The 26,382-nt window shown below is 70.5% G+C and carries 28 protein-coding genes; 21 read left to right on the top strand and 7 right to left on the bottom strand.

The features are described 5' to 3' along the window. The first annotated feature begins 237 nt into the window (after nucleotides 1-237). The gene (locus B7R87_RS17475) at nucleotides 238-1,011 is read left to right on the top strand and encodes a hypothetical protein (RefSeq protein ID WP_006347753.1); all 774 of its coding nucleotides are present in this window, start codon (nucleotides 238-240) and stop codon (nucleotides 1,009-1,011) included. Nucleotides 1,012-1,158: 147 nt separating this feature from the next. Here the strand turns inward: B7R87_RS17475 and B7R87_RS17480 are convergent, their stop codons facing one another. Continuing rightward, nucleotides 1,159-2,202, bottom strand: a complete 1,044-nt coding sequence (locus B7R87_RS17480) for an SGNH/GDSL hydrolase family protein (RefSeq protein WP_006347752.1) — start codon at nucleotides 2,200-2,202, stop codon at nucleotides 1,159-1,161. A 210-nt stretch (nucleotides 2,203-2,412) separates the two neighbouring features. Here B7R87_RS17480 and B7R87_RS17485 point away from each other — a divergent pair, with 210 nt between their 5' ends. Next, nucleotides 2,413-3,270: a YwqG family protein gene (locus B7R87_RS17485; RefSeq protein ID WP_233168858.1), complete on the top strand. Its 858-nt coding sequence runs from the start codon at nucleotides 2,413-2,415 to the stop codon at nucleotides 3,268-3,270. Here the strand turns inward: B7R87_RS17485 and B7R87_RS17490 are convergent. Then, nucleotides 3,267-3,572, bottom strand: coding sequence for a hypothetical protein (locus B7R87_RS17490; protein ID WP_006347750.1), 306 nt, complete (start codon nucleotides 3,570-3,572; stop codon nucleotides 3,267-3,269). The genes B7R87_RS17485 and B7R87_RS17490 overlap by 4 nt on opposite strands. Nucleotides 3,573-4,197: 625 nt before the next feature. Further along, nucleotides 4,198-4,380 (bottom strand): hypothetical protein, encoded by a 183-nt coding sequence (locus B7R87_RS17495; RefSeq protein ID WP_045852942.1) that lies wholly within the window; start codon nucleotides 4,378-4,380, stop codon nucleotides 4,198-4,200. 398 nt (nucleotides 4,381-4,778) lie between these two features. Between B7R87_RS17495 and B7R87_RS17500 the strand changes: the two genes are divergently transcribed. The 5 genes from B7R87_RS17500 to B7R87_RS17520 all read left to right on the top strand — a co-directional run bounded on the left by B7R87_RS17500 (nucleotide 4,779) and on the right by B7R87_RS17520 (nucleotide 9,183). After that, nucleotides 4,779-5,030: a GntR family transcriptional regulator gene (locus B7R87_RS17500; RefSeq protein ID WP_006347748.1), complete on the top strand. Its 252-nt coding sequence runs from the start codon at nucleotides 4,779-4,781 to the stop codon at nucleotides 5,028-5,030. A 569-nt stretch (nucleotides 5,031-5,599) separates the two neighbouring features. Beyond that, nucleotides 5,600-6,577 carry a hypothetical protein gene (locus B7R87_RS17505; protein ID WP_040915316.1) on the top strand — a complete coding sequence of 326 codons (978 nt, stop codon included), beginning with the start codon at nucleotides 5,600-5,602 and terminating at the stop codon, nucleotides 6,575-6,577. 155 nt (nucleotides 6,578-6,732) lie between these two features. After that, entirely contained in the window at nucleotides 6,733-7,722 is a 990-nt protein-coding gene (locus tag B7R87_RS17510; protein WP_006347746.1) for a hypothetical protein, read from the top strand. Between the two features lie 11 nt (nucleotides 7,723-7,733). After that, complete coding sequence (locus B7R87_RS17515; RefSeq protein WP_006347745.1) at nucleotides 7,734-8,312, top strand: hypothetical protein; 579 nt, start codon at nucleotides 7,734-7,736, stop codon at nucleotides 8,310-8,312. Nucleotides 8,313-8,493: 181 nt separating this feature from the next. Next, the gene (locus B7R87_RS17520) at nucleotides 8,494-9,183 is read left to right on the top strand and encodes a YdcF family protein (protein WP_006347744.1); all 690 of its coding nucleotides are present in this window, start codon (nucleotides 8,494-8,496) and stop codon (nucleotides 9,181-9,183) included. A gap of 20 nt (nucleotides 9,184-9,203) precedes the next feature. On the opposite strand, the gene B7R87_RS17525 is transcribed toward B7R87_RS17520, so the two are convergent. Next, entirely contained in the window at nucleotides 9,204-9,620 is a 417-nt protein-coding gene (locus B7R87_RS17525) for an NUDIX hydrolase (RefSeq protein WP_006347743.1), read from the bottom strand. Beyond that, nucleotides 9,617-10,276: an NUDIX hydrolase gene (locus tag B7R87_RS17530; protein WP_006347742.1), complete on the bottom strand. Its 660-nt coding sequence runs from the start codon at nucleotides 10,274-10,276 to the stop codon at nucleotides 9,617-9,619. The genes B7R87_RS17525 and B7R87_RS17530 overlap by 4 nt, the downstream gene beginning before the upstream one ends. 444 nt (nucleotides 10,277-10,720) lie before the next feature. Between B7R87_RS17530 and B7R87_RS17535 the strand changes: the two genes are divergently transcribed. The 6 genes from B7R87_RS17535 (at nucleotide 10,721) to B7R87_RS17560 (ending at nucleotide 15,472) form a co-directional block, all read left to right on the top strand. Then, nucleotides 10,721-11,230 carry a nucleoside-diphosphate kinase gene (locus B7R87_RS17535; protein ID WP_006347741.1) on the top strand — a complete coding sequence of 170 codons (510 nt, stop codon included), beginning with the start codon at nucleotides 10,721-10,723 and terminating at the stop codon, nucleotides 11,228-11,230. Between the two features lie 84 nt (nucleotides 11,231-11,314). Continuing rightward, nucleotides 11,315-11,617, top strand: a complete 303-nt coding sequence (locus B7R87_RS17540; protein ID WP_006347740.1) for a hypothetical protein — start codon at nucleotides 11,315-11,317, stop codon at nucleotides 11,615-11,617. A 141-nt stretch (nucleotides 11,618-11,758) separates the two neighbouring features. Continuing rightward, nucleotides 11,759-12,340: a CYTH domain-containing protein gene (locus B7R87_RS17545; protein ID WP_040915309.1), complete on the top strand. Its 582-nt coding sequence runs from the start codon at nucleotides 11,759-11,761 to the stop codon at nucleotides 12,338-12,340. Then, nucleotides 12,322-13,185: a hypothetical protein gene (locus B7R87_RS17550; protein WP_233168859.1), complete on the top strand. Its 864-nt coding sequence runs from the start codon at nucleotides 12,322-12,324 to the stop codon at nucleotides 13,183-13,185. The genes B7R87_RS17545 and B7R87_RS17550 overlap by 19 nt, the downstream gene beginning before the upstream one ends. A 25-nt stretch (nucleotides 13,186-13,210) precedes the next feature. Beyond that, nucleotides 13,211-14,644: a hypothetical protein gene (locus B7R87_RS17555; RefSeq protein WP_045852941.1), complete on the top strand. Its 1,434-nt coding sequence runs from the start codon at nucleotides 13,211-13,213 to the stop codon at nucleotides 14,642-14,644. A 90-nt stretch (nucleotides 14,645-14,734) separates the two neighbouring features. Then, a complete protein-coding gene (locus tag B7R87_RS17560; RefSeq protein ID WP_006347736.1) occupies nucleotides 14,735-15,472 on the top strand; it encodes a class I SAM-dependent methyltransferase in 738 nt (245 codons plus the stop codon). 108 nt (nucleotides 15,473-15,580) lie between these two features. On the opposite strand, the gene B7R87_RS17565 is transcribed toward B7R87_RS17560, so the two are convergent. Next, complete coding sequence (locus B7R87_RS17565; protein WP_006347735.1) at nucleotides 15,581-16,036, bottom strand: hypothetical protein; 456 nt, start codon at nucleotides 16,034-16,036, stop codon at nucleotides 15,581-15,583. Between the two features lie 82 nt (nucleotides 16,037-16,118). Between B7R87_RS17565 and B7R87_RS17570 the strand changes: the two genes are divergently transcribed. The 3 genes from B7R87_RS17570 (at nucleotide 16,119) to B7R87_RS17580 (ending at nucleotide 20,463) form a co-directional block, all read left to right on the top strand. Then, nucleotides 16,119-16,808 carry a GntR family transcriptional regulator gene (locus B7R87_RS17570; protein ID WP_006347734.1) on the top strand — a complete coding sequence of 230 codons (690 nt, stop codon included), beginning with the start codon at nucleotides 16,119-16,121 and terminating at the stop codon, nucleotides 16,806-16,808. Next, complete coding sequence (locus B7R87_RS17575; protein ID WP_130584960.1) at nucleotides 16,805-19,582, top strand: dolichyl-phosphate beta-glucosyltransferase; 2,778 nt, start codon at nucleotides 16,805-16,807, stop codon at nucleotides 19,580-19,582. The genes B7R87_RS17570 and B7R87_RS17575 overlap by 4 nt, the downstream gene beginning before the upstream one ends. A gap of 230 nt (nucleotides 19,583-19,812) precedes the next feature. Next, on the top strand, nucleotides 19,813-20,463 hold the full coding sequence (locus tag B7R87_RS17580) for a hypothetical protein (RefSeq protein WP_006347730.1): 651 nt from the start codon (nucleotides 19,813-19,815) through the stop codon (nucleotides 20,461-20,463). A 55-nt stretch (nucleotides 20,464-20,518) separates the two neighbouring features. Here B7R87_RS17580 and B7R87_RS17585 read toward each other — a convergent pair whose 3' ends face one another. Then, nucleotides 20,519-21,280, bottom strand: a complete 762-nt coding sequence (locus B7R87_RS17585) for an SLATT domain-containing protein (RefSeq protein WP_187144548.1) — start codon at nucleotides 21,278-21,280, stop codon at nucleotides 20,519-20,521. A gap of 349 nt (nucleotides 21,281-21,629) precedes the next feature. On the opposite strand from B7R87_RS17585, the gene B7R87_RS17590 reads away from it, so the two are divergent. The 5 genes from B7R87_RS17590 (at nucleotide 21,630) to B7R87_RS17610 (ending at nucleotide 26,113) form a co-directional block, all read left to right on the top strand. After that, nucleotides 21,630-21,965, top strand: a complete 336-nt coding sequence (locus B7R87_RS17590; RefSeq protein WP_078902221.1) for a YbaB/EbfC family nucleoid-associated protein — start codon at nucleotides 21,630-21,632, stop codon at nucleotides 21,963-21,965. 171 nt (nucleotides 21,966-22,136) lie between these two features. Then, on the top strand, nucleotides 22,137-22,736 hold the full coding sequence (gene recR / locus B7R87_RS17595) for a recombination mediator RecR (RefSeq protein WP_006347727.1): 600 nt from the start codon (nucleotides 22,137-22,139) through the stop codon (nucleotides 22,734-22,736). After that, a complete protein-coding gene (locus B7R87_RS17600; RefSeq protein ID WP_040915277.1) occupies nucleotides 22,729-23,385 on the top strand; it encodes a DUF5063 domain-containing protein in 657 nt (218 codons plus the stop codon). The genes recR and B7R87_RS17600 overlap by 8 nt, the downstream gene beginning before the upstream one ends. Nucleotides 23,386-23,636: 251 nt before the next feature. Further along, nucleotides 23,637-24,908, top strand: a complete 1,272-nt coding sequence (locus B7R87_RS17605) for an aspartate kinase (RefSeq protein WP_006347725.1) — start codon at nucleotides 23,637-23,639, stop codon at nucleotides 24,906-24,908. Continuing rightward, nucleotides 24,905-26,113 (top strand): aspartate-semialdehyde dehydrogenase, encoded by a 1,209-nt coding sequence (locus tag B7R87_RS17610; protein WP_006347724.1) that lies wholly within the window; start codon nucleotides 24,905-24,907, stop codon nucleotides 26,111-26,113. The genes B7R87_RS17605 and B7R87_RS17610 overlap by 4 nt, the downstream gene beginning before the upstream one ends. The last annotated feature ends 269 nt before the right edge of the window (nucleotides 26,114-26,382 follow it).

Raw genomic sequence — 26,382 nt, forward strand, 5'->3', positions numbered from 1 at the left:
CTCGCGCCCGTGAGCGTGTTCGTCGCGTACCGACGCGCGGACACCGGCAGCAGCAGCATGCGGCCGCACCGCTCGAACTCCGGAGATGCCCGAGGCCTCGACGACCGTCCGCGAACCGGTCGGGTCGGGGGAACTCAGCTCCGCTGCACCAAGCAGTAACAACAAGTCCCGTGGTGGCTCGTCCATCACGGTCCTGTTCCGCACTCATGCCCAGCCATTCCTCAAGGAAGCCTTTTCATGCAGACCGCCATTGTCCGTCGTGGTGCCGTTGCCGCGTCCGCCGTTTCCCTCGCCCTGCTGCTCGCCGCCTGCGGTGGTGAGGACGGTACGAAGGACTCCAAGGTGGACAAGGCGGGCGGTGAGGGGACGAAGCAGTCGGCTCCGGCCAAGTCGCAGGCCGAGCTGGAAAAGCTGATGTTCGCCAAGACGGACCTCAAGGGTTACGAGGTGGAGGCCCCGACTCCGGCGGAGCTGAAGGATGCGAAGGCCGCCACCGTCGACAAGAAGGAGTGCGCGACGCTGAACGAGGCCCTCGTCGTGGGAGCTCCCGGCCCCGAGGGTGCCTTCGCCGCGCGCAAGGTGGGGCACTCACCGGGTACCCCCGAGAAGGCGACCGGCACCATCGAAGAGAAGACCGAAGCAGCGATCCAGGCCATCAACAACGTGACGGTGAACCTGCTCTCGCTGGGTTCGTACGCGGACGGCGACACCGCCGGGAAGGCCATGGCCGATCTGAAGAAGTCGGCAGAGTCCTGCGCCTCGGGCTTCACCAGTACGGTGGCGACGGAGAAGACCGAGTACACCAAGGTCGCCCCCGCCTCCTACACCGGCGGCGACGAGGCCCTGGCCTACACCGTCACGATGGATTTCGACGGCGAGCCGATGCAGAGCCGGCTCGTCGTGGTCCGCCAGGGCACGGAGATCCTGACTACCTACAGCGTGAAGTTCAGTGGTGGCGAGCCCGCGTCGTCGAAGGACCTCCTCGACGCGCAGCTCAAGAAGCTCGGCTGACCCGGTCCGGGTAGCAGGGCCCGGCGCACTCCACGACCGTGGATGCGCCGGGCCGGCTCCTTGTGGCCCCTGTGGCCGACTTCCGGCGGGGTGCGTGGGGGCCGGGGTCCCTGCTTCCCCTCCCACTGGTCGGCCGGAGCCGGTGGGTCAGCGTTCGAGCAGGGCGATACGGATGGCGCGTTCGACGTGGGCCGCGGTGTTGGCGTACCCGGTGGCGTTGGGGTGGACCAGGGTGACGCGCTTGCCGATGAGACCGCAGTTCAGCAGCGTGCCGGGAAGGCTCTTGGGCCAGTAGTCCGCGGCGGTGCCGCAGAGCCCTTCGACCCACTTGGTGTCCGCGGGCTGGCAGGCGTCGTGCCCGATGCTGGAGGAGTAGATGTCGACGTACCGGTCGCCGAAGAAGTCCGTGACCCGCTTGATCGTGCTGTTCAGCGGCTTGAGGACCTCTTCACGCAGCCAGTCGATGTCCGCGTGGTTGATCGGGCCGAGCTCGTTGAGGGAGAGGCGGTTGCATTCGCTGCCCGTCTCCGGCAGGACGGCCGGGTAGCCGACCGTGATCACCTTGGCGTTGGGCGCGGCCTGGTGCACCTGGGCCAGCATCTCGATGTACTCGTCCTGCACCCGGGCGAGCTTGTCCTGGACGCTCTCCTCGCCCTCGGGCGGGTTGGTGTAGAAGTCGCGACAGTTCTTGCCCACCGCGCCCTGCTCCAGGCACTTGAGGAGAATGCCGCCGAAGGGCAGGCTGTTGCCGCCGACGCCGATGGTGACGACATCGGTCCCGTCACCGAGCCCGGCCCGCTGGACCTGCGGGTCCACCGCGGGCCAGCCGTCCGCCGGGGGCTCGACGGGGCTGATCGGTGTCTGCTTGGCCGCGGCGATATCGGCGATGGTCGCGTTGCCGCAGCTGACATTGGTCAGGTTCACGGGCTTGCCGGGCGGGAACTCGGCCAGCTCGCGGTCGACGACGTCGGGGTAGGCGTTGGTGGTGCGGTCGCAGCCGTCCCGTGAGGGGTCACCCAGTGGGGGCTGCGGGTCCCCGACGAATCCGCCGGCGGTGTACGAGTCGCCGAGCGCGGCCCACTCGTACTGGTCGGCCGCACCGGCGGAGCCGGAGGGCGCCAGCACGGACGCCGCCAGCGCGAGCCCGACGGCCAGCGCTCGTACACGCGGGCGGGAGACAGGGTGTCGCATAAATCCTCCGTGATCTGGGGGAAGGCGTCCGGGGCCGGAATGCGGCTCCGGGCGGAAGGGCACCTCGCCCAAGATCATCTACGCTGCTGCCCCGCATTTCCGAAGGATCGGACCTATCGCCTCCCATTGGGGTAAATGGTCAGATCTATCGTGTCCCCGCGGGCCTGGTGGCACGGGTGGATGTCAGTGGCAGCGTGCAGCATGGGCGCCATGACCGATGAGCGGTACTCCCGCCTCGCTGCCGAACATCTGCCCACCGACCTTGCCGAGCGGTGGACCGCGCTGCTGCGCCCGTGCATACGTCTGCACCGGTCCGCCCAGGGCGAGCGGACCGTCGCCGTCCTCGGCGGTACGCCGGAACTGCCCGCCGGGGTCGGCTGGCCCGAGTGGCAGGGGCACGGCCCGCTGTCCTTCATCGCGTCGGTGCGGTGCGCGGAGCTGCCGCGTGAGGGGCTGACCGAGGAGTTCCCGCACGGCGGGACCCTGCTCTTCTTCTTCTACGACGGCCGGGCCGACGCCGACGGGGCCTTTGTCTCCGTCTGCGAACCCGAGTCGCGGGCCGGGGCCCAGGTGCTGTACGTCCCGGAAGGCACCCCGGTCTTCCCGGCGGACGTACCGGAGGGTCTGGAGCCCTACCCGCGCCTGGACCTGACCGCTGTCTCGGAGCTGAGTGCTCCCGATCTCTGGCTGCCCCAGGTCCGGGAAGCTCTGCTCGGGGACGGCAGGCCGTGGCCCGAGCTGCGTGAGACCCCGGCCGAGATCCGGTCGTTCCGCCGCGCTTTGATGCGGTTGAACGACCGGGTCGGCCACCAGCTCGGCGGCCATGCCGTACCCGTCCAGGGCCCGGTGGAGTACGAGGTCGCGAATGCGGAGGTCGGTGTCGAACGCGCCTGGGGTGATGGGCTCCTGGACGAGGAAGCCGGACGCTGGTTGGTTCTCGCCCAGTTCGACAGCGACGGAGACGCGGACATGGTGTGGGGCGACGAGGGCGCCCTCTACTGGCTGATCCGCCCGGAGGACCTCACCGCCTGCCGCTTCGACGAAGCCCGGCTTGTCGTACAGCACTAGACAGGTGGGGTTCCTGGTGGGGACTTGGGCGTGGGCTTGGGCGGGTGAGGTCCAGGGTTCGGCGGGAGTTGAGGCTTGGGCTTGGCGTGTTTGCCCATATCGAGCCGGCGCTCGGTGAGCCGGTAGATCCCCAGAGGCGGGAAGAGCACGACCCTGGGCGGGTTGTCGGCGAGCGCACAGGGCGTGCAGAGCAGGTCGCGGCCTTCGGTGGTGATGCGTGCGGTGGTGACGGGCTCGCGCCAGCAGGCTTCGCAGTGGGTGACGGCGGTGACGCTGTGCGGTAAGTCCGAGCTGAGGATCATGTGCGGGCTCCGGGTGGGCTGAGGGCGTCGGTGATGTGATCGGGGCAGGTGATCTGCCCGGGGTGTACTTCGACGGGTGCGGTCGTGTTCCGCCCGCAGATGCAGCAGTGGGCGGTGACGGGCTCCGGGGCTCGGACGAGGAGCCCTTCGAGGGTCACCCGACCCACGTCCAGGCAGGTCCGGGCCGGGAGGCGCGTACGGCGACGGGCTGAGCGAGCCGGATCCCGTACGGCGCGATGACCAGCCGCCGGGGGCGCGGGTGCGGGGTGCTGGCCTGGTCCCGGAGGATGGCCTGGGCCTGTTCCTTGGTGGGGCTGGTCCAAGGCCGGGTCCACGGATCCGTACGAAGAGGCGCGGCCACTAGGACGACCACGGTCCGAGTCGTGCGCCGGTCGAAGAAAGCCCATAGGCGGGCGAGGGCTGTGGCGATAGGGTTCCGCATACGACGGATCAGCTCCTCTACAAGCTGGTCGGTTGAGCCCCGACGGACCGTTGCACCGGTCTCTCGGGGCGTTTGTGTGTACGTGGCTTGGGTGGTCCCGGCCCCGTGCCGGGGGTCGTGCACGAGGCCGGGACCGGTGGCCCGTACGCGGGGCATTTGGGGCTGCGGCGCGTACGGGAGCCTTCAGCGCCTCGCGCGCACCTTGCGGGGGCGGGGGCACTCGGGGTGCGCGTACAGGGAGGGCCGCGCCCCGGACGCGGAGAACCCGAGCATCACGAGGTTCTCCTCGGACCGCTCGACCGGCCGGTCGCAGTAGACGCAGTACTCCGGCATTGAACCGGGCACGGAGCCCGGACTATTGGTCATGATCGTTTCCGTTACCGGGGCCGCTGCCGGTACACCGGTTCGGGGCGTGCGACGGAGGCGGCGATCGTGGAAGGCGCGGGCACCTCTACCACCGGCCCGGGTGGCGTATCGGCGCGAATCGGGTCCGGGCATACCGGTCGGCCGCACTTGCACGGCGGCCAGGCTTCCACCGGAGCGGCCGGATCCAGCGTCACCCCGGGGCCGGGACTGCTCAGCCCGGTCCGGTCGTCAGTACGATGCATGCGTCGACTCCGTTTCAGTCGGCCAGACCCCCGGGCCCTGCACGGCTGCGGGGGTCTCGCATTGTCTATATATACCGCAGTTCACCGCGGTTAACCGCAGTGAATGTCAGTCAACCGCGGTCGCGCGGTCTACTGCGGTTACCTAGCGTCAAGTACATGAAGCACGAACTTGATCGCACCCGGCCCATCTGGAGACAGATCGCCGAGATCATCACCGACCGGATTGCGAACGGCACCTATCCGCTCGGAAGCCGAGTGCCACCCGTCGTCGAACTGTCTGCCGAGTTCGGAGTGGCCACGTCGACCGTGCAGAAGGCGTTCCTTCACCTGAAGCAGGAGGGGATCCTGCGGGGCGAGGTCGGGCTCGGTACGTTCGTTTCGGCTCCGCAGGCGCCCACCGACCACTGACCGAGGCGACTCGCGCGCTCCGTCACGGCGTGCTCCTCTCCGGTGATTCGGACAGGCCCGTTCCGGCAGGGATTCCTGCACGGACCGTGCCCGGCCAGGACGGCGGTCAGTGAGCGCATCCTCATGGAACCGCTGCTGCGCCGATCGCACCAGGACACTGCACGGCCATTGACCGGCCAGTCCGGAGGCCACTGAGCGGCCATCAACGACACCACCGTTCATGGGCTGTTGCTGAAGGCATGGAGCGGGTGTCGACCCGGGCGTACCGTGGATACGTGACGAGCCCGGAACGCATCAACAGGCAGTTACGGACAGCCCGAATGGGGCGGGGGTGGCACTCCCAGGAGCAGGCAGCCGAAGCGCTCAGCGTCATCGGCCGGAGCGTCCTGAACGATCCGCACTTCTGCATCAGCTCGCGGACCTATCGCCGATGGGAATCGGCAGCGCCCGGCTGGCCCCGCCCCGATACCGCAACGGTTCTCAGCGCGGCGTTCGGACTCAACCCGGCAGAGCTGGGGTTCACCCCGCCGCCAGGCCACCTCCCCGGCCACGACCCCCAGGAGGACCCCGTGAAGCGTAGGCACTTCCTCGCAGCCGGGACAGGGGGTGCGCTCGCCGCGGTCGTCCCGGGCCCCGTCCTGGCGACCGAGCGCGTCGACCCGCAGGTGGTCGACTACTTCACCCGGCAGCTCGCCCTCCACAGCACCGCCGACATGATGCTCGGCCCGCAGGAGCTGATCGGGACCGTCACCGAGCAGTACCAGCTCATCAGCGCCCTCGGGCGGGCCGCGTCTACCCAGGTACGCGACGAGCTGACCCGGCTGGGGGCCACCTACGCCGTCCTCGCCGGGTGGCTCCACCAGGACGCCGGGGAATGGAGCACTGCCCGCTCCTGGCATACCGCTGCTCTCGCTGATGCCCAGACCGTCACCGACCCGGACCTGCACGCATACACCCTGGCCAACTTGTCCTATCTGCAGACCGAGCTGGGCGACGGTCAGGCCGCAGTGGCCCTGTGCGAGCGCGGACTCCACCTCTCCGGGCTCCCGCCCGTTGCCCGTATGCAGCTCCTGTACCAGCAGGCTCACGGCCACTCGCTGCTCGGTGACCGGGACGCCGTCGACCGCCTCCTGGACACGGCGCAGAGCACCGCGGCGACCCGGCCCGAACAGCCGCCCGCTCCCTGGGGACGCAGCGCAGCCGTCGACAACCCCATCTTCTTCGATATCCAGCGCGCGACCTGTTACGGCAGGCTGGGCCTCCACGCGCAGGCACAGCCGCTGTGGCAACGCGTCACGGCTTCCGTGCCGCACACCGCCCGCCGACGCGCCGGGATCTACTTCGCCCGCCAAGCCGCCGGCCACGCGGCCCTCGGCGAACCCGGCCCAGCCCTTACCCTCGCCGCCGAATCCGCACGGATCGCCGCGGAGACCGGCTCCGCCCGCCATATCGCCGAACTCACCAGCCTCCGTACCACCATGAGCCGCTGGCAGCACGGCCCTCACGGAGAGGAGCTCCATCACGCCTTCCAGCCCATCTCGGGCTGACGTCCGAGCACACGGCGACTGTTCCCGGAGCTACCGTGGAAGCTGCTACGCAGTGGGTCATCCACGATGGGGGCGCCATGGAACGCCGAACCATTCTCGCGGTCAGCAGCGCGGCTCTCCTTGCAGGCCGAACCCGTGATCCGGCGTCGCGAGGGGTGAGCACCACCCGGAGCACCGGCATCCACTGCCCGGTCGGACCGCCTGTCACCGGGCCCGTCACCGAGGTGATTGCGGCGACCGTCGATGCCGTCCGACGGCTCGACGATGCCGAGGGCGGCAACCGCTCGTCGCTCCAGTACGCCCATCAGCAGTTCGCCCTGGTTGCCGAGTACGTGCGGAGGGAGTCCTTCACCACCCCGGCAGTTCGGGTCCGCATGGTCAACCTCTGGGCACAGCTGGCCCAGACCGTCGGATGGATGGCGATGGACGCGGGTCTGCACGGCCTGGCGCAGCGCTACTTCCGGACCGGGCTCGCCGCCGCGCACGAGTCCGGTGATCTCTCTCTGACCTCGCACCTTCACGGCTGCCTCACCTACCAGGCCATCACCCTGGGGCGGATACGGGACGCCATCGACCTCGCCAACGCCGGCATCACCGCGGCCCGTACCGAACCGCCCGCCGTACGGGCCCTGGCCGCTGCTCGTCACGCTCACGCACATGCCGCCTTCGGGGACGTACACGGACTCCGGCAGTCGACCGACGAGGCCCGGAGCCACCTCGACCACCCGGATGCGCTCGACAGCCGGCCGTCGTGGCTGTACTGGCTGACCGACCTGGACGTCGTCACCGGACAGACCCTGATCACCGCGGGCTTTGCCGACAGCCCCGGAGCCTCACGCCTCCTGGACGAAGCCGACCCGTTGATCACTCCGTGGCTGGGCACCCACGCCGAACAAACGGAGACCCGTGACGCCCTGCTCCACGGGACGTGGCTGGCCCGGTCCTATCTCCGGCGCGACGATCTGGAACAGACGCTCGCGACCGCCACTTCACTGCTGCGGTACGCAACGACGGTGCGGTCGGCGCAGGTCACGACGATTCTTCACGGCCTCTGTGCCGACCTCGACCACCGTGACGACCTCCGGAACCACCCAGGCGCCCTGGAGCTCCGGAAACAACTCAAGGCCGCGGCCGGACTGACGTAAGGAGAAGAGAGATGATCCGGTCGAAAGTCCTGAGGCGCATCAAGAGCAGGCGCGACGGTGAACTCGTCGGCAGCTACCCCTACCGGTCCGCATGCCCCTCCACGGTGTGGCACGAGCTGGTCAGCGATGCCGACGGCGACCTGTTCTTCGCCGGGTACACGAACTACTTCCTCTGGACTCAAGTGCCAGCGTTCTCCGAGACGCTCCGCCGGAAGGCCTCATCGGGGTGCCGCGTGCGCTTCCTGCTGGGTGATCCCGATGGAGAGGTCACTCATCAGCGGGAAGCCATCGAAGACGTTGCCCTGACGGTGTCAACGCGCATCAGAACCACTCTGGAACACCTTGAGCGTCTCGGCCCCCTCGAAGGGCTTGAAGCCCGCTTCAGTGCCCGGGAAGACGCGATCAACCATGTGAGCCTGTCGGTCTTCCGCTTCGACCAGAACGCGCTGGTGACGCCTCACCTCGCCCGGCTGGTGGGACACGACTCCCCACTCCTCCACCTGCGCAGGCAGGGAGACGGCGGGATGTTCGACCGCTTCGCGGAGCACGGCGAGGAGCTCTGGAGCAGGGGCACACCTGCGAACACCTGACCGGGCGATCCCGATCAGGAGAAGGCCGATGTCAGCCGGGTCCGGCAACTTCCCGATACAGCACGTCGGGCTGGACACCGCGGGCTTCCCAGCACAACCTGAGCCACCAGTTCCGTAGCATCGAGGGGATCCGGCGGTCCTACGACGACCCCCGGACCCTCGTGTCGAGGTGAAGGCAGCGATGACCGAGGGAGTCCCCGTGCCGGACCGCGCAGAGCGCACCATCACCGACGAGCAGCGGAACGACGCCGTGCTCATCTGGCGCTATCACCTGATGGGCCACGAGGTCCGGCCCTGCTCGGCGGCCATCGGCCTGGGCAGCCACGACCTCGGTGTCGCCACCGCCACCGTCGACCTCTACCGCGCCGGCCTCTTCCCCGTCGTCGTCTTCAGCGGCGGGAACAGCCCGACCACGGCAGCCCGTTTCCCGCGCGGTGAGGCGGTCCACTACCGGGAACACGCCCTCGACCTGGGTGTTCCCGACGAGGCGATCCTGCTGGAGCCCAGGGCAGGGAACACCGGCCAGAACATCGCCCTGTCCCGGGAGGTGTTGTGCAATGCCGGAGTGGAGGTCGAGTCCCTGCTCCTGATTTCCAAGCCGTACATGGAGCGCCGGTCGTACGCCACGTGCCGCAAGCTCTGGCCGGAGGCCGATGTCGTCTGCGCTTCCGAGCCGCTGGAGTTCGACGACTACATCAAGTCCATCGGGGACGAGAAGCTCGTCGTCGACATGCTCGTGGGCGATCTGCAACGGGTCATCGAGTACCCGGCACTCGGCTTCGCCGTCGCGCAGGACGTACCGGGAGTTGTCCACGATGCGTACGAGCGCCTCCTCCGCGCCGGCTTCGACAGCAGGCTCATCAACTCCTGACGCCGGCACCGCAACGGCCCTCAGCGGGGTCCCAACTCCTCCTCCAGATACCGCTGCACCGGCTCGAAGAGGCCGTACGGGACGTACTCCGGGATCTCCTTCAGGCCGACCCACGCCAGCTCCGCCAAGTCCTCCGGGTCGCCCACCCGTTCCGTGCCGCCCAGGACGACGCAGGCCGTGTAGGTCATCAGGCGGCCCGTCGCCGGGTGGACGCGTTCGCCCAGGGGGTGGAGCGCGGAGACGTCGAGGCCCGTCTCCTCGCGGGCCTCGCGGAGGGTCGCCTCCGTGGGGGATTCGCCCGGTTCGATCTCGCCCGCCGGGAACTGCCAGGACAGCGAACCCTCACTTCTGCGGCGCCTGACCATCAGGACCCGGCCCTGGTGGACGATGACCGCCGCCGCGATGCCCGGTCGGATATCGGGCTCCTGTTGCGTCATTTCGGTTCCTCCAGGACGGCAAGAACGGGTGGGAAGATCGTATGGGCGGGAATGAACCGGGGCACTGAAATGATCGGCACCCACATGACGTCGACGTTTTCGTCGGCGTCGGAGTTCGTGGCCTCGCCCGCCAGATATTCGCAGAGGAAGTATTCACAGAGCACGCTCGTCACGGGATGCAGCCGGTCGCCGAGCCGCCGGCGGACCGCGCAGTGCACTCCCGTCTCGTCGAGTGTTTCCCGTACCGTCGCCGTCTCCGGACGTGCTCCGGGTTTGACGACCCCCGCCGGGAATTGCCAGGTGATACCACTCGCATCCGTGTCCCTCCGGCAGACCAGCAGTACCTCCTGATCGCGAATGACCACCGCGATCGCCACCCGCAGCGCCTGCGCCCCGGAAGGGCCCGGCACATGGCTCCCACGTTCCCGGGAGATCAGCAGGGCAAACCGCTGCCGCACGGTCGGTACGGCCTTCTCGTGCACCGTGTCGAGAAGCTGCTGCATTTCCCGGCGGGGTACCACATGGGGATCCGAATGCCAAGAGGCCACCGTCCGCACACCGATGCCCAATTGCGCGGCGAACTGCTCATTCGTGAGCCTCAGTGACGCCTGTAAGAGACAGGCGTACCGGCCGTTCCAGACGTCGATCACATCCATCGCCGCCCCCTCCGCCCCCTGGGCGTTCCCGCTGCGGGAACATCCGCACTGAAGGTGCACTACGGCTGCACCGGCGCTGCATGGTGGCACCGGAGGCGTATCGGGAAGAATGGCGGTCAGCAGGACGGGTGATCGTGCGGGATGCCCGTCCCGGAAACCTTCCGGAAGATCTTCCCCAAAGCGAACAAGAACGCCTGGCGGCCTGTAACGCCAGTAACGGTAAAGAGTTTAAAGGAGTACCCATGGACGGTGGCCCGTCCGGCGCACAGTGGCCGGAACGGGCTCCCCGTTCGCACCGGTATTCCGCTGCTTCGATCATGGGATATCCCGCGTATGGGTGTTGATTCGGGCGACAGTTCGGGTGAGGTTCCGCCGGTAGCCTCGATACCGGACGGTCGTCCTCCGGCCGTCATCCGCAAGGTGCTGGAAATCGAAGGGACACCCATGGCCCAGGATCGGGAACATTCCGTCGAGCGCACACTCGTTCTGCTCAAGCCCGACGCACTCGCACGCGGACTCGCGGGACGGATCTTCGCGCGATTCGAGGACGCCGCATTGAAGATCGTGGGTACCAAGATGATCCGGATGGACGAGGAGTTCACCCGCCGCCACTACTTCGACCTGGAGGAACGGCTCGGCCCCGAGGTCTACCGGCTGACCGATGTCTTTATGCGGCAGGGGCCGGTGATCGCCCTGGTCCTCGAAGGATTCGACGCGATCGCCACCGTACGGAAGCTCGTCGGAAGCACCTATCCGAACGAGGCGCCCGCGGGCACCGTCCGCGGCGACTTCTCGCACTACAGCTCGGCCGCCAGCATCGCCTCAGGAAAGGCCGTGGCCAATCTCGTGCACGCCTCCGGCAACCGGGCGGAGGCGGAGCAGGAGGTCGCCCTCTGGTTCGACAAGGAGGAGCTGCACGACTACCGGACGCTGGCGGAGATCTACACGTACTGACCGGCTGACTCCGGCCGTCACCCCGGGGGCGCCGGAGCGTTGAGCCGCATCGGTGAACCACCCCGCCGACGTCCGAGAGGGACCATGAGCGACCAGAGAGCCCGTCCGGCTTCCACCGCCGAGCTGGAGGCCGTCTTCCGGCGCGAACTGCCGGCCGACCGGTGGGCCGCGGCCGAGACCGCCTACGCCCTGGCCGTGCTCCACCGCGAACAGGGCGACTGGACCGTGTCCCGGACGTGGGTACGGCAGTGCCTGCGGCTGCTGGACGGGTTCCCGGACGAGACCGAGGAGCAGATCGCCACCCGCCGGACCGCGGTCGGCGGCGTACCGCTTCCCGGGCTTCTGCACGAGGGCGTGGTCCGGGCCCGCTTCGGCGACCCGGACTGACCCCGCGCACGACCCGTACGACACAGCCCCGACACACACCCGCTCCACCCCATGGGCGACGACCGGACCGGCTCCGGAACCTGCACCACCCCCGAGCCGGCCCGGTGGCCCGTCGTGCCCCAACGAGGAGGCGATCACGCCGTGCCCGTCGAGATCGAAATGCGCGCCCGCTTCAGCCCTCACGCCCATGACCGGCTCGTCGGCCGGCTGCGGCGCGACGGCGAGGACCTGGGCCCCGACGACAAGCGCATCCACTTCTACGTACTCCCTGACCGGCTGCTGAAGGTCACCGAGAACGTGTCCACCCGTACCGCCAAGGTGAGCCTGAAGGACAGCCGGATCGGCCGCGGCCCCGCCTTCGCGGAGACCGAGTTCGCCATCGCCCCGGCGGACGTGGACACCGCCGTACGCCTGCTCGACGGCCTCGGCTTCGCCGCCGCACGGCACGAGGCCTTCACCCGGCGCCACAACTTCCGCTACGACGGCGTCGAGATCGCGGTCAAGTGGAGCGAAGCATGGGGACACCACGCCGAGTTCGAGGTCCTGCTCGAAGACGACGCGCCGGAGGCCGCCCGTACCGCGGCGGTGGAGCGCATCACGGGCGTGGCCGCCGGACTGGGCGTGGAACTGATGACCGAAGCAGAACTGGCCGAGTTCACCGCCGCCTTCGAGGCCCGGGAGCAGGAGCGCAAGGAGAGCGAGCGGTGGCCCGCAGGCACCTGACGACCGACCCCACGACCGCGTACGGCCTCCGGGACGACGGTACGCCCGCCGGGGCCCACGCCCCGCCGCCCGGCAGCCTCGTCGCGCTCGCCGCCCGCGGGCAGCTTCCCCCGCACCAGTACCCGGACCGGCCCACACTCGACTGGATAACCGCCCACCGGCCCCGCCTCGGCCCGTCGTCCCACCCGGTGCCGGGACCCGCGACCCGGGCCCTGATACGGCGGTCGGCGACGCCCCCGCACTGGACCGCCGAACCCCGGCTCGCCGACTCCCTCCACGGCGTCCGCCACGCCATGCGGACCGCGGCCCTCGCGGGCGTACTCGCCGCAGCGAACGGCCTGGACGCCGCCGATACCGCGGTCGCGGTCGTGGCCGCCGCGGTCCACGACTGCCGCCGCCGCCACGACCGGGACGACCCCGGGCACGGCGAGCGGGCGGCCCACTGGCTGACCGCCCGCGCCGACGAGGTGTGGGCCCACTTCGACCTCCCGGCCCCGGCGCCGCACACCGTCGTCCGGGCCGCCACCGCCGTACGGCTGCACGACGTCCCGTACGAGGACTTCGCCCCAGGAAACGGCGACAGCGGGCAGCGCCCGTACAACCACGTCCCGTACGAGGAACACCGCGCCGTCTGCGACCTCCTCAAGGCCGCCGACGCACTCGACCGCTACCGGCTGCCGAAGGCCTCCTGGTGGCCCGACACCCGCCGGGTCAGACAGCCCGCCTTCGACACCTTCCGCGCCCTCGCCTTCGATCTCGTCGTCGGCTCCGAGCGGGCCCGGCTCGCCGGAGCGGGCAGCGCCGACGCCGTCCTGTCCGTGCTCGCGGAGAAGGACATCGCCTGATATGACCGAGTCCACGATCAGGACCATGAAGAAGACGACGCAGACGGACCCGCACCCGGCGGTGGGAGCGGAACTCCTGGACGCCTACCGGCCGTGGGCCGATGCCCACGTCTTCTTCGACGCAGCCGGAATCCCCTTCACCGGCCCGGTGGACGGCCCGCTCGCCCGCAGGGCCGCCGCCTGGGAGCGGCGGCTGCACGCAACACCCAACGGCCATCTGCTGCGCCGGAACGCACTCTTCGACACCCTGCGCGGCAGCAGCCGGCTGCACCTCCTCCACGTCACCCACGCCCTGGAACAGATCAGCCGCCAAGGCGTCCTCTACCCGTCCGGCGGCTGTCTCGTCGGCAGCGTCTACTGCGCGCCGCTCACCGCCACCGAACGCGGTTTCCGGATGCACAACCTTGCCGAGTACATCCTCACCAAGGAGGCGCCCGCCGGACTCGCCCGGCTCGGCGTCACCGACCGGGCCCCCACCCCGCTGATCTTCGAGATCGACATGCCCCCGCAGGCGTACCGGGGGCTCGCCGGGGTGGACTACCTCCGTCTCGGCCTGATCCACCTGGGGATCTACCGGCATCTGGAGTATCTGCTGAGCGCCGCCGAACGGCACCGGCTGCGGGACGCGGTGGTCGCCCGGGTCCGTAACTCCGCGGTCTTCCTGGCGACCGCGGCGGCCGTCGCCCACCGGGGGTTGCGGATCGCCGCGGGACCGTTTCTGCGGATGCTGGTGGACGCCGTACCGCGGCTGCCCATCCTCGGCTACCTCTACTTCGAGGCCCTGTCGGAGTATCTGATGCTCCACTCGACGTCGCGGCAGACCCGGCACCTCGCCGACCTCGGCGAACTGAACAACCGGCTCTACAAGGACGTCCTGTTCGCCTCGTACCCGGGCACGGCCGGAAAGTTCGACCTCGCCGTCTTCCACCCCCGGCCCGAGGCGCTGCCGGGGCTGCTCCGCCCGATCGACCCGACCGTCGACCCCGGCCATGCCGCCGACTACCTCGTCGAACGCATCAGCCATCTCGTCGCGGCCCGGCTGATCGCACCCGGCGGGGTCCCCAGCGCCTGGCACCACACCCGCTGGGAGTTCGACGCCCTCACCCCCCGCTTCGGTCCGCTGCTGGGCCATCTGATCCACCGCGAGCTACGCACCTTCGGCCGCTATCCGGACTTCTACTTCTACTTCGACCAGTACAAGGCGCTCCAGGCCTGGAACTACTGGAACCACATGGACATCGTCGCGCCGTTCAACGGCACGATGCCCAAGGGGGAGGTGGGCATCAACCCCGCCTACCCGCACCTCGGCTACCGCGTCTGGCGGGCCGAACGGGACGACACCGGGCACGTACATCCGGTCGAACAGCTTCCGCTGACGATCGCGCCCCGGCTGGTGGACATCAAGTACACGCTCATGCGGAACAACCAGTGGGCCGCTCCGGCGTCCAGCGCGGCCTGAGAACACGGGTCCGGGGCCGTCCGCGGTCCGAGAGCCCCGGCACGCCCCCACCTCCACCCATCGGTATCGACTCCTTCCGGGAGAACCCTCATGCGTTCCTTCGGCACACCCGTGGCCGACGTCCTCGGCGAACAGATAGCCGCCACCCTCTCCGACCCGGCCACCACCCACGGCCTCGCCCGCGCCCTCCGCGCCACCGCCCGTGAGCTGGAACTCCACCGCCACCACCTCGCCGGACGCCGGTCCCGGCCCGACGGCCGGGTCGACCGGCGGCCCGCCCGGGTCCAGATCGGCGGCGGCGGGCACCGCATCGGGGGCTTCTTCAACATCGACGCGGCCCCGCCCGCCGACCTCCTGTGGGACGTCCGCGAAGGGCTGCCGCTGCACGACGACTCCGTCGAGCTGCTCTTCTCCGAACACTTCCTGGAGCACATCGACTACCCCCGCTCGGCCAAGCGGTACGCGGCGGAGGCGCACCGGGTGCTCGCGCCTGGCGGGCGGATCGTCACCGGGGTCCCGGACGCGGCCTTCGCGCTCGGCGGCTACTACGGGCCGCTGGACCCGGTGGAGGAGACCATGCGGCGCTGGTACGGCCGCCGGGACTGCCGGCCGCATATCAACACCCGGCTCGACCTGGTGAACCTCGTCTTCCGCGACCAGGACGACGATCCCCACTACACCCCGCATCTCTGGGCGTACGACCACGAGAAGCTGGTGCAGCTCTTCACCGAGGCCGGGTTCGGGGCGGTGGAGCCGTGGGACTTCGACGAGGCGCTCGCGAATCCCAAGCGGCGGTGGGGGAGCGTGTACGTGACCGCGACGAAGTAGCGGGACGGCGGTACGGGGCCGGGGCCGCCCCCTCGGCTCCGTACCGCCGCTTCGACGCCGGTCGCGGCCGGGGCCCGGGCACCCGTAACGCCCCTTCGGCACACCCCGCTACCCCAGCGGTTCCACCTCCACGAACCGCCGCCCCCGCTCCCCCCGGTACAGCAGCGCGTCCCAGCCGCCCGCCGCGTCCAGGGCCGCCACACAGGCCCGCAGCCGGGCGCCCGCCTCCGTCGGGGCGCCGCTGCCCGGCGGGCCCAGCCATTCGATGTGCGCGGTGCCGGGGCGGGGGCCGGACGAGACCCGGTAGCCGGTGGCGGCACGCTCGCCTCCGGGGGTCAGCGCGGACGGGGGGATGCCCGCCGCCTCCAGGGTCAGGGCCACCGCCCGGACCGGCTGGCCGCGCTCCCAGGCGGCCGGGGCGGAGCCGCTGATCCGGCGGATCTGGAGCAGCCCCGCATAGGCGGTACGGACCTCCTCGGCCCGCACCACCTCGGCATTCGTACCGCCGCCGGTACCCGGGCCCACGACGCCGTCACCGGTCGCCGGTTCGAAGACCTCACCCATCGTCCACCACGACCCGCTCACCTCTTCCTCACACGGGGCTGGCCTATCGTTGCCGCAAACCCCCGTGAAGGAGAAGCCCACGATGCCCGGTTCCGGCAGCACCCCGGTCACCCGCAGCACCCTGCGGCAGCAGATCGCGGACGCGTTGCGCGACGAGGTGCTCGCCGGACGCCTCCAGCCGGGGCAGGAGTTCACGGTCAAGCAGATCGCCGACCAGTACGGAGTCTCCGCGACGCCGGTACGGGAGGCGCTGGTCGACCTGGCGGCGCAGGGGCTCCTGGAGTCGGACCACCACCGCGGCTTCCGGGTCCACCAGTTCACCGTCGACGACTTCCGGGACATGGTGGAGACCCGGTCGCTGGTGATCGACGGGATAGTCCAGCACGCCCGCCGCGCGGGCCGTACCCGGGTCAACGCGGCGACCGTCGCGCCCGTACGGCGGCGCGCGGAGGAGGCCGACCGGGCCGCCCGCGGCGGGGACCTCGACATCCTGATCGGCTACGACCTCCGGTTCTGGCGCGAGCTGGGAACGATAGTTTCCAACCGCTATATTTCGGACTTTCTTCACCAGTTGCGGGTGCAGATCTGGGTCTTCGCCATGCCGCACCTGCGGATCGAGCCCGAGGTCCGGCGCTGGCTGTTCACGGGGTACGAGGAGCTGGTCGACGCGCTGGTCTCGGGGGAGGTCGAGGCGGCCCGCGAGGTGCTGTGCGCCTACAACGACCTCTCGCTGAGCTGGGCGGCCCGGTTGGACGAACGGTTGTCGTCATGAGAGACGGTACGAAGGACGGCACGAGGGACGGTACGAGGGACAGCGCGACGGACGCGGTACGCGAAGGCGACGGCACGCCCGCCGAGGCCGACCGGACCGAGGCCGACAGGACCGGGGCCGAGGGGTCCGCCGGAGGTACGGCCGTCGCAGCGGAGCCGGCCGTCGGCCCGCCCGCGGGTGACCGGTCCGCCGCCGAGGAGCCCCGCGATACCGACACCGACACCGCCCCCGCCCGCGAGACGCAGCCCGCCCGGGGCCGGGGCATCGCCGACGGCGGGATCCGGCTCAGCGTCGTCGTCCCCGCCTACAACGAGGCCGAACGCCTGCTGCCCACCCTCCACGCCGTCCGCGACCACCTCGACGCCGACCCCGGCCGCTGGGGCTCCTGGGAGCTGATCGTCGTCGACGACGGCTCCACCGACGACACCGCCGCCGTCGCCCGCGAAGCCGCCGCCGACGACCCCCGCATCCATGTCGTCACCAGCCCCGAGAACCACGGCAAGGGCCACGCCCTGCGCCAGGGCGTCCTCGCCTCGTACGGCAGCCGGGTCCTCGTCACCGACGCCGATCTGGCCACCCCCATCGAGGAGCTCGACCACCTCGACACCCTGCTCACCGACCGGGACGCGGCCGCGGTCATCGGCTCCCGCGCCCACCCCGACTCCCGGATCGACGTCCACCAGTGGCGCGGCCGCGAGTGGCTCGGCCGGGCCGGAAACCTGCTGATACAGGCCGTCGCCGTACCCGGGCTGCGGGACACCCAGTGCGGCTTCAAGCTCTTCGACGGCGAACGCGCCCGCGCGGCCTTCGCCGCCTCCGTACTCGACGGCTGGGCCATCGACGTCGAGATCCTCCGCCACTTCCGGCGCTCGGACTGGCCCGTGGTGGAAGCGCCCGTGCGCTGGTCGCACCGGCCGGGCTCCAAGGTGCGGCCGCTGGACTACGCCCGGGTCCTGGGCGAACTCGTCCGGCTGCGGACCGCCGCGCCGGCCCGTACCGGCCTCCGCACCGACCTCCTTATCGGGTTCCTGTTCTGTCTGGTGTCCCTGGTCCTCTACCAAAACCTCTGGGCCGATCTCGACCGCGGCTATCTCGCGGACGCGGGCCAGGACCAGAACCAGTGGGAGTGGTTCTTCGCGGTCACCGCCGACAACGTCGTCAACTTCCGCAACCCCCTCTTCAGCCATGCCCAGAACGCCCCCGACGGGGTGAATCTGATGGCGAACACGGTGATGCTCGGGCTCTCCGTGCCGCTCACCCCCGTCACCCTCCTCCTCGGCCCCACCGTCACCTGGGCCATCGTCCTCACCTTCGGCCTCGCCGCCACCGCCATCGCCTGGTACTGGCTGATCGTCCGCCGCATCACGGGACCCGCGGCCAGGGCCCGTTCCGGATCCCGGGCAGGAGCGGGGGCGGGAACAGAAGGGACCAGCCACCGCTGGGCCGCCGCCCTCGGCGCCGCCGTCGCCGCCTTCGCGCCGCCGATGATCTCCCACGGCAACGCCCACCCCAACTTCCTCGTCCTGTTCGTGATCCCCCTCCTCGTCGACCGGGCGCTCCGGCTCTGCGAGGGCCGCCGGGTGGTCCGCGACGGGATCGTGCTCGGCCTGCTGGCCGCGTACCAGATCTTCATCGGCGAGGAGCCGCTGCTGCTCGCCGCCATGGGCATGCTGCTCTTCGCGCTCTTCTACGCCCTGCTGGACCGCGAGGCCGCCCGCCGCTCCTGGCGCCCGCTGCTGCGCGGCATCGGGATCGGGCTCGCGGTCTGTCTGCCGCTGGTCGCCGGGCCGCTGGCCTGGCAGTTCTTCGGGCCGCAGAGCTACTCGGGGGTGCTGCACGGCTCCGAGACGTACAACAGTCCCCGCGCCTTCCTCGAATTCGCGGGCCGTTCGCTGCTCGGTACGGACGAGCGCGCCGACCCGCTGGCGATGAACCGCACCGAGCAGAACGCCTTCTACGGCTGGCCGCTGATCGCGCTGGTCGCGGGCATCGTGGTCCAGTGGTGGCGCCGGACCCTCGTCGCCGCCCTCGCCCTGACCGCCGGGGCCGCGGCGCTGCTCTCCCTCGGCGCGGAGATCCCGGTCCCGCTGACCGACCACTCCGTGCCCGGCCCGTGGGCGCCGCTCGGCAAGGCGCCGCTGTTCGAGGCCGTCATCGAGTCGCGGGTGGCGATGATCTGCGCGCCCGTGCTCGGCATGATCCTCGCCGTGGCGGCCGTACGGCTCGCCGGGCAGCCCCGCCGGACGGTACGGATCCTGGGCGCGGCGGCGCTGGCCGCGGCGCTGGTCCCCATCGTGCCCACCCCCTATCCGGTACGGGAACGGAACACCGTCCCCGCCTTCGTCACCGAGGGCACCTACCGCGACTACCTGGGGCCCGGCGAGTCGATGGTGATCGTGCCGCTGCCGAACCCGGGAGACGCCGACGCCCTGCACTGGCAGTCCACGACCGGCTTCCGCTTCCCGATCGCCGGGGGCTACTTCATGGGTCCCTGGGGCCCGGACGACCTCGGTATCTACGGAGCCGTACCCCGCCACACCGCCAACCTCCTGAGCGATGTGCGCCATTCCGGAAAGGTCCCGGACATCGGCCCGCTCCAGCGCGAGCAGGCCCGTGCCGATCTCCAGGACTGGCGGGCGGGCGTCGTCGTCCTGCCGCCGCAGTACAACGAGGATCCGCTCCAGGAGGCGCTGGAGGCGCTGCTGGAGCGGCCCGGCCGATGGGTCGGCGGGGTGCTGGTGTGGGACGTGGGGGACCTGGTGCGCAGGGGGTAGCGGCATGGGTGAACGGGCCGGTCCGGCATGAGTGGGGGAGCGGGCGGGTACGGACTCGGTCCGGGGTACGGTCCCCGGCGGCGCCCGGGGCTCCGGATCCGGACCGGTCCCGGGGCCGTACTGCGCACCGGGCCCGGCGCCGCATAGTCTGGTGCGCCGCGCCGCCCCCGTTGTCTCCCGTCCGTCTCCCGTCCGTCTCGTCGTCCCTATCGTGGAGAGCGAGCCCTTCCTTGGCCTGTGACCTGTGGCTGGTCCCCCTCGTCGACGTGCTCTGTCACAGCCCCGACAACCCCTTCGCCGAAGAGCTCGCCTCGTACGACAAGGCGCTGGCGGAGGCGGGGCTGCCGACCGTGCCGGTGTTCGCTTACATGCCGGGGCTGGCCGGAGACGTCGCCCCCGTCGCCGGATTCGACTACGACGCCCTGCACTTCCTGCGCCGCGCCTATCTGCTCCAGCTCTGCGGACTCGCCGTCACCCCGGTGGACGAACTCGGCGGCGACTACGAGCAGTTGCTGGAGATGTTCGAGCCGACGGCCCGGCAGTCGCATCTGGTCTGGCACTACGACCACGCGGGCGCCTATGTCCCGGTCGACTTCACCGCCCCGCTGTCCAACGACGAACTCCTCTCCGGCGGCGGCCCGCTGGGCTCGACGCAGGGGCTGCTGCGGGAGCTGGAGTACGTCGCCCCGGCGATCGGCATCGACCCGGCGAACCCGCCCGCCGCGCCCCGGCCCCCCGAGCGGGGCACGGATCTGGAGGAGCCCGCCGGCCCGATTCCGTACGACGAAAGCCCGTTCGCGCGCGAGCGGTACGTCTGGCTGGGACTGCACGCCGCGGCCACCCGCAGCCTCGGCCAGGGCTCGATGATCGTCTTCAGCTAGACCGGGCCCGGGAGCCGGTCCTTGAGCCGGTCCCGGAGTCGGCCTTTGAGCCGGTTCAGCGGGGCGGCTCCGGCGGGCGCTGGCGCGGCATGTTCGGGCGGGCGCCCGGAGGGAGTGCGGTACGGAGCCCGGGGGCGCCCGGCTCCGGCCCGCGCGCCGAGGCGGCGCCGGGGCCCGGCAGAGTGCCCGACTGGAGCACCAGCGCATCCAGACCGCCGTGGAAGGAGCGCATCCAGTCCGCGGTCTCGGCCCGTACCAGCTCCTGGATGTCCTCCGAGAAGCGCCGCAGCACCGCGAGACAGCGCTCCGCCGCCTCGCTCGCGGTGCCGTCGGTCGGGCCGAGGATCTCCCGTACGCTCTCCGAAGCCCAGTCGAATTGCAGCATCTGCAACCGCCGCTGCACGGCCTGCGCGGTCGCCATATTCCGCATCCATCCCGCGGTGACCCCGAAGTAGCGGTCGCAGGCATGGCAGGCCGCGCCCAGGAGCAGCGAAAGATAGCCCCACCCCGCGGCGCCCGCCAGCCGGCCGGTCAGGTCCAGCAGGGGGAGGGCGGCCCCGGCGATGGTGCCCAGGGCCGTACCGAGCCGCAGCAGCCGCCCCGTACGCCGCTTCCAGACCCGGTCCGCCAGATACCAGTCCACCGTCCGCAGCGCGGCCGCCTCCACCCAGCGGTACAGCTCGTCGAGGCGCTCGGCGGGCTCGCCCCAGTCGCCCAGCGGGAAGGGCCGTCCGGTCAGATCACCGCGCGGCGGCTCGCTCCGTTCGCTCCGCTCCTCCGGGGCCGGGCCCCCGGGCTGCATCTCCGGCTGGCTCACCGGGACACTCCTCTGCGACGTATAGGACGGTTCTCAGGCGTTGCTGCCGTGGCCGGCGGTGTCCCCGGGTGCGGTGCGAACCGCGTGCGCGGTGATGCGCCCGCATACGGGAACGACATGTCCTTTCCTACCGCCGAATGGGTGGCCGTGTGAGGGAAATCCCGGTATTTCCGTCGGCGGAAGGCCCTGGAGAGGGCCCTGATCGGAAGACGGCCCCGCAGCTTAGCCCCTCCGACGGCCGGACCGCCGCTCGGTGCGGCGCTCCGATCCGGGACCACGTAGGCTCGACGGAGTACCCGTTGTGATGTACGGCGTACCCGTTTGTGATGCCGAGATGCCAGGAGTGACCGTGTTCCCCGGTGGTGGCCAGCCCAATATGCAGCAGCTCCTCCAGCAGGCCCAGAAGATGCAGCAGGACCTCGCGCAGGCCCAGGAGGAACTGGCGCGGACCGAGGTCGACGGGCAGGCGGGCGGCGGTCTGGTCAAGGCCACCGTGACCGGCTCCGGTGAACTGCGCGCCCTGGTGATCGACCCCAAGGCGGTCGACCCCGAGGACACCGAGACCCTCGCGGACCTCGTGGTCGCCGCCGTACAGGCCGCCAACGAGAACGCACAGCAGCTGGCGCAGCAGAAGCTCGGCCCGCTGACGCAGGGGCTGGGCGGGATGCCGGGTCTGCCGTTCTGATCCGGCATCCGGGCTGCTTCCGGTCCTCCGGTCTTCTGGACGGGGCGGCTCAGCCACTACGGTGAGACGGGCCGCGGGATCCCGGCAACCGAGTGTCCGGATGGCCGGGGTGTCCGGCGGCCGGTACTCCGGTCGTAGAGCAGCGGCCAGGAGCAGAGGAAAGGCAGTCCGTTGTACGAAGGCGTGGTTCAGGATCTGATCGACGAGCTGGGCAGGCTGCCCGGCGTCGGTCCCAAGAGCGCGCAGCGGATCGCCTTCCACATCCTCCAGGCCGAACCGGCCGACGTCCGCCGGCTCGCCCACGCCCTGCTGGAAGTGAAGGACAAGGTCCGCTTCTGCTCCGTCTGCGGCAACGTCGCCCAGCAGGAACAGTGCAACATCTGCCGCGACCCGCGCCGCGACCCCTCCGTCATCTGTGTGGTGGAGGAGTCGAAGGACGTCGTGGCGGTCGAGCGGACCCGTGAGTTCCGGGGCCGCTACCACGTGCTCGGCGGGGCGATCAGCCCCATCGAGGGCGTCGGCCCCGACGACCTGCGGATCCGGGAGCTGCTGGCGCGGCTCGCGGACGGCACGGTCACCGAGCTGATCCTGGCCACGGACCCCAATCTGGAGGGCGAGGCCACGGCCACCTACCTGGCCCGGATGATCAAACCCATGGGTTTGAAGGTCACCCGGCTGGCCAGTGGTCTCCCTGTGGGGGGAGACTTGGAATACGCCGACGAGGTCACGCTGGGACGTGCCTTCGAGGGGAGACGACTTCTCGATGTCTGACGCCATGCTGCACGCCGTGAACCAGGACCCCGCCGATTTCGCGGTCCAGATCGCGGACTCGGTCGAGTCCTTCATCGTCGCTGTGACGGAAGTCGCGAAGGGCGACGAACCGGACAGCGCCGTACCGTTTCTGCTGCTGGAGGTCTCCCAGTTGCTGCTGACCGGCGGCCGGCTGGGTGCACATGAGGACATCGTTCCGGACGAGCGGTACGAACCGGACACCGGGCCGGAGCCGGACGTGGACGAGCTGCGGGAGCGGCTCGCCCGGATGCTGGAACCGGTCGATGTGTTCTCCGAGGTCTTCGATCCGTACGAGCCCCGCAAGGCGCCCGTCGCGTTCCGCATCTCGGACAACATCGCGGACATCGTCACCGATCTGCGGCACGGCCTCGCCCACTACCGGGCCGGGCGCACCACCGAAGCGCTGTGGTGGTGGCAGTTCTCGTACTTCTCCAACTGGGGGCCGACCGCTTCGGCGACCCTGCGGGCGCTCCAGTCACTGGTGTCGCACGTCCGGCTGGACCAGCCGCTGGCCGAGCTGGACGGACTGGACACGGACGAGGACCTCGCCGAGGAAGCGCTGGCCGAGGAGGCCGGGCGGGTGATGGCGGCGGAGATCGCCGCACCGCTGGGGCTGCGCAGCCCCTGACCCGTACCGCGGACCCGTGGCGGCTTCGGCCCTGTCCGGGTGGACGCGGCGCGTCCGTTCCTGTGAGGCCGCCCACATGGTGCGTACCAAGGTCCTCTCCGGGGCAGTAGGCCTGCCGGGCGGAACTGTTCATCAGGCGAGCCGGGCATCTCAGCATGTGATGTGCCGGAGGCCGGACCGGGGCCGCTCGTTAAACTGGGCCGACCGCAGACCACAGGACTGCGGCGGAAGAAACCGAGCGAGGAGCGCACGTGGGCCTTGTCGTGCAGAAGTACGGAGGCTCCTCCGTTGCCGATGCCGAAGGCATCAAGCGCGTCGCCAAGCGGATCGTGGATGCCAAGAAGGACGGCCACCAAGTGGTCGTCGTGGTCTCCGCGATGGGCGACACGACGGACGAGCTGATCGACCTCGCGGAGCAGGTGTCGCCGATCCCTGCGGGCCGCGAGTTCGACATGCTGCTGACCGCGGGGGAGCGGATCTCCATGGCCCTGCTGGCCATGGCGATCAAAAACCTGGGCCACGAGGCCCAGTCCTTCACCGGCAGCCAGGCCGGCGTCATCACCGACTCGGTCCACAACAAAGCGCGCATCATTGATGTCACGCCGGGCCGGATCCGTACCGCGCTGGACGAGGGCAATATCGCCATCGTCGCCGGGTTCCAGGGTGTGTCCCAGGACAAGAAGGACATCACCACCCTCGGCCGCGGCGGCTCCGACACCACCGCCGTCGCCCTGGCCGCCGCGCTGGACGCCGAGGTCTGCGAGATCTACACGGACGTCGACGGCGTCTTCACCGCCGACCCCCGGGTCGTCCCCAAGGCCAGGAAGATCGACTGGATCTCCTTCGAGGACATGCTGGAGCTGGCCTCCTCCGGCTCCAAGGTGCTGCTCCACCGCTGTGTCGAGTACGCCCGCCGCTACAACATTCCGATCCACGTCCGCTCGTCCTTCTCCGGGCTGCGCGGCACCTGGGTGAGCAACGAACCGCAGGGAGACCAGCAGATGGAGCACGCCATCATCTCCGGAGTCGCCCATGACGTCTCCGAGGCCAAGATCACGGTCGTCGGGGTGCCCGACAAGCCGGGCGAGGCGGCGGCCATCTTCCGTGCGATCGCGGACGCCGACATCAATCTGGACATGATCGTCCAGAATGTGTCCGCGGCCACCACCGCTCTGACCGACATCTCCTTCACGCTGCCCAAGACGGACGGCGCCCGGGCGATCGAAGAGCTGGAGAGGGCCAAGGACCGGATCGGCTTCGAATCGCTGCGCTACGACGACCAGATCGGCAAGATCTCCCTGGTCGGCGCCGGTATGAAGACCAACCCGGGGGTTACGGCCTCCTTCTTCGAGGCGCTCACGGACGCCGGGGTCAACATCGAGCTGATCTCGACCTCCGAGATTCGTATCTCGGTCGTCACCCGTGCCGACGACGTCACCGAGGCGGTGCGCGCCGTGCACAGCCGCTTCGGTCTGGACAGCGACACCGACGAGGCCGTGGTCTACGGAGGCACCGGCCGATGATCCGCAAGCCGGCGCTCGCGGTCGTCGGAGCGACCGGAGCCGTCGGTGCGGTGATGCTGGAGCTGCTCTCCCGCAACGAGGACGTCTGGGGCGCGATCCGCCTCGTCGCCTCCCCGCGCTCGGCCGGCCGCAAGCTGGCCGTGCGCGGGGAGGAGTGCGAGGTCGTCCCGCTGACGGAGGAGGCGCTCGGCGGGATCGACGTGGCGATGTTCCTGGTGCCCGCGGAGGTGTCCGCGCAGTGGGCGCCGGTCGCCGCCGCCAAGGGCGCGGTCGTCGTGGACGCGTCCGCGGCGTTCCGGCTCGACCCGGACGTGCCGCTGGTCGTCCCCGAAATCAATCCCCACGCGATACGGGTACGGCCGCGGGGCATCGTCGCCGGACCCCATGACACCACCCTCGCCATGCTCCCGGCGGTGGGCGCCCTGCATGCCGAGTTCGGGCTGCGGCAGCTGGTCGTCGCCTCGTACCAGGCCGTCAGCGGCGCGGGCCGGGACGCCGTCGCCGTACTGCGGGCGCAGACCGCGCTGGTCGCGGGGACCGGACTGGGCGAGACGCCCGGGGACGTACGCCGCGCCGTGGAGGCGACGGCGGGCCGCCGCCCGGGCGGCGCGAGTCACGGCGCTTCGGGTGCGGGGTTCGGAGGTTCCGGCGCGGGCTTCGGAGCGCCGGGCTCCGGTACGGGCCACAGTGCTTCGGGTACGGGCTCCGGTGCCGCGGCCACCGGCTTCGGGCCCTTCCCCGCGCCCGTCGCCCTCAACGTCGTGCCCTGGACCGGCGAACCCGCCGAGGACGGCTGGTCCTCCGAGGAACTGGGGCTGCGGGCGGAGGTCCGCAAAGTCCTCGACCTGCCGGGGCTGCACGTCTCGGCAACCTGCGTCAGGGTCCCCGTACTGACCACGCACTCCCTCGCCGTGCACGCCCGCTTCGAAACGGAGGTGACGGTCGCCCGGGCCCACGAGATCCTCGCGACCTCGCCCGGTGTGGTCCTCTTCGACGATCCGGCGGCCGGGGAGTTCCCGACGCCCGCCGATGTCGTCGGCACCGATCCGACCTGGGTGGGCCGGGTACGCCGGTCGCCGGACGACCCCTGCGCCCTGGAGCTCTTCGTCTGCGGGGACAACCTCCGCAAGGGCGCCGCGCTGAACACCGCTCAGATCGCCGAGTCCGTCGCACAGTCGCTGACGCCCTCCCACCCTGTCCGATGATCGGTTCGCGGCTTATTTCGGGCCCTTCGACCTGTCTAAATGGTGCCTACACTTTGTAGGATCTGTGAACGCCCCGTGAGTGCAACCGCAGGTCCGTACCGGCTCGGCGCGGGTGCGAAGATGGCCAACGGTTCCCTACTCCCGTACTGCAACCGTCAGTTGGGCGGGGAGCGTCTTTGCGGGCACCGCCGGTCGGCGCCGCGAAACAGGGGCATTGGGGAAGAGCGACGACGCATGGCTGCAGAGAACTCACGGTCGGAAACCGAAGC

This window comes from Streptomyces tsukubensis, from assembly GCF_003932715.1.
Taxonomy (GTDB): Bacteria; Actinomycetota; Actinomycetes; order Streptomycetales; family Streptomycetaceae; genus Streptomyces; species Streptomyces tsukubensis.

Excerpts from the sequence above, each read along its gene's own strand:
- B7R87_RS17475 (WP_006347753.1), top strand. The coding sequence starts at position 238 with ATGCAGACCGCCATTGTCCGTCGTGGTGCCGTTGCCGCGTCCGCCGTT.
- B7R87_RS17480 (WP_006347752.1), bottom strand. The coding sequence starts at position 2,202 with ATGCGACACCCTGTCTCCCGCCCGCGTGTACGAGCGCTGGCCGTCGGG.
- B7R87_RS17485 (WP_233168858.1), top strand. The coding sequence starts at position 2,413 with ATGACCGATGAGCGGTACTCCCGCCTCGCTGCCGAACATCTGCCCACC.
- B7R87_RS17490 (WP_006347750.1), bottom strand. The coding sequence starts at position 3,572 with ATGATCCTCAGCTCGGACTTACCGCACAGCGTCACCGCCGTCACCCAC.
- B7R87_RS17495 (WP_045852942.1), bottom strand. The coding sequence starts at position 4,380 with ATGACCAATAGTCCGGGCTCCGTGCCCGGTTCAATGCCGGAGTACTGC.
- B7R87_RS17500 (WP_006347748.1), top strand. The coding sequence starts at position 4,779 with ATGAAGCACGAACTTGATCGCACCCGGCCCATCTGGAGACAGATCGCC.
- B7R87_RS17515 (WP_006347745.1), top strand. The coding sequence starts at position 7,734 with ATGATCCGGTCGAAAGTCCTGAGGCGCATCAAGAGCAGGCGCGACGGT.
- B7R87_RS17520 (WP_006347744.1), top strand. The coding sequence starts at position 8,494 with ATGACCGAGGGAGTCCCCGTGCCGGACCGCGCAGAGCGCACCATCACC.
- B7R87_RS17525 (WP_006347743.1), bottom strand. The coding sequence starts at position 9,620 with ATGACGCAACAGGAGCCCGATATCCGACCGGGCATCGCGGCGGCGGTC.
- B7R87_RS17530 (WP_006347742.1), bottom strand. The coding sequence starts at position 10,276 with ATGGATGTGATCGACGTCTGGAACGGCCGGTACGCCTGTCTCTTACAG.
- B7R87_RS17535 (WP_006347741.1), top strand. The coding sequence starts at position 10,721 with ATGGCCCAGGATCGGGAACATTCCGTCGAGCGCACACTCGTTCTGCTC.
- B7R87_RS17540 (WP_006347740.1), top strand. The coding sequence starts at position 11,315 with ATGAGCGACCAGAGAGCCCGTCCGGCTTCCACCGCCGAGCTGGAGGCC.
- B7R87_RS17555 (WP_045852941.1), top strand. The coding sequence starts at position 13,211 with ATGAAGAAGACGACGCAGACGGACCCGCACCCGGCGGTGGGAGCGGAA.
- B7R87_RS17560 (WP_006347736.1), top strand. The coding sequence starts at position 14,735 with ATGCGTTCCTTCGGCACACCCGTGGCCGACGTCCTCGGCGAACAGATA.
- B7R87_RS17565 (WP_006347735.1), bottom strand. The coding sequence starts at position 16,036 with ATGGGTGAGGTCTTCGAACCGGCGACCGGTGACGGCGTCGTGGGCCCG.
- B7R87_RS17570 (WP_006347734.1), top strand. The coding sequence starts at position 16,119 with ATGCCCGGTTCCGGCAGCACCCCGGTCACCCGCAGCACCCTGCGGCAG.
- B7R87_RS17575 (WP_130584960.1), top strand. The coding sequence starts at position 16,805 with ATGAGAGACGGTACGAAGGACGGCACGAGGGACGGTACGAGGGACAGC.
- B7R87_RS17600 (WP_040915277.1), top strand. The coding sequence starts at position 22,729 with ATGTCTGACGCCATGCTGCACGCCGTGAACCAGGACCCCGCCGATTTC.
- B7R87_RS17610 (WP_006347724.1), top strand. The coding sequence starts at position 24,905 with ATGATCCGCAAGCCGGCGCTCGCGGTCGTCGGAGCGACCGGAGCCGTC.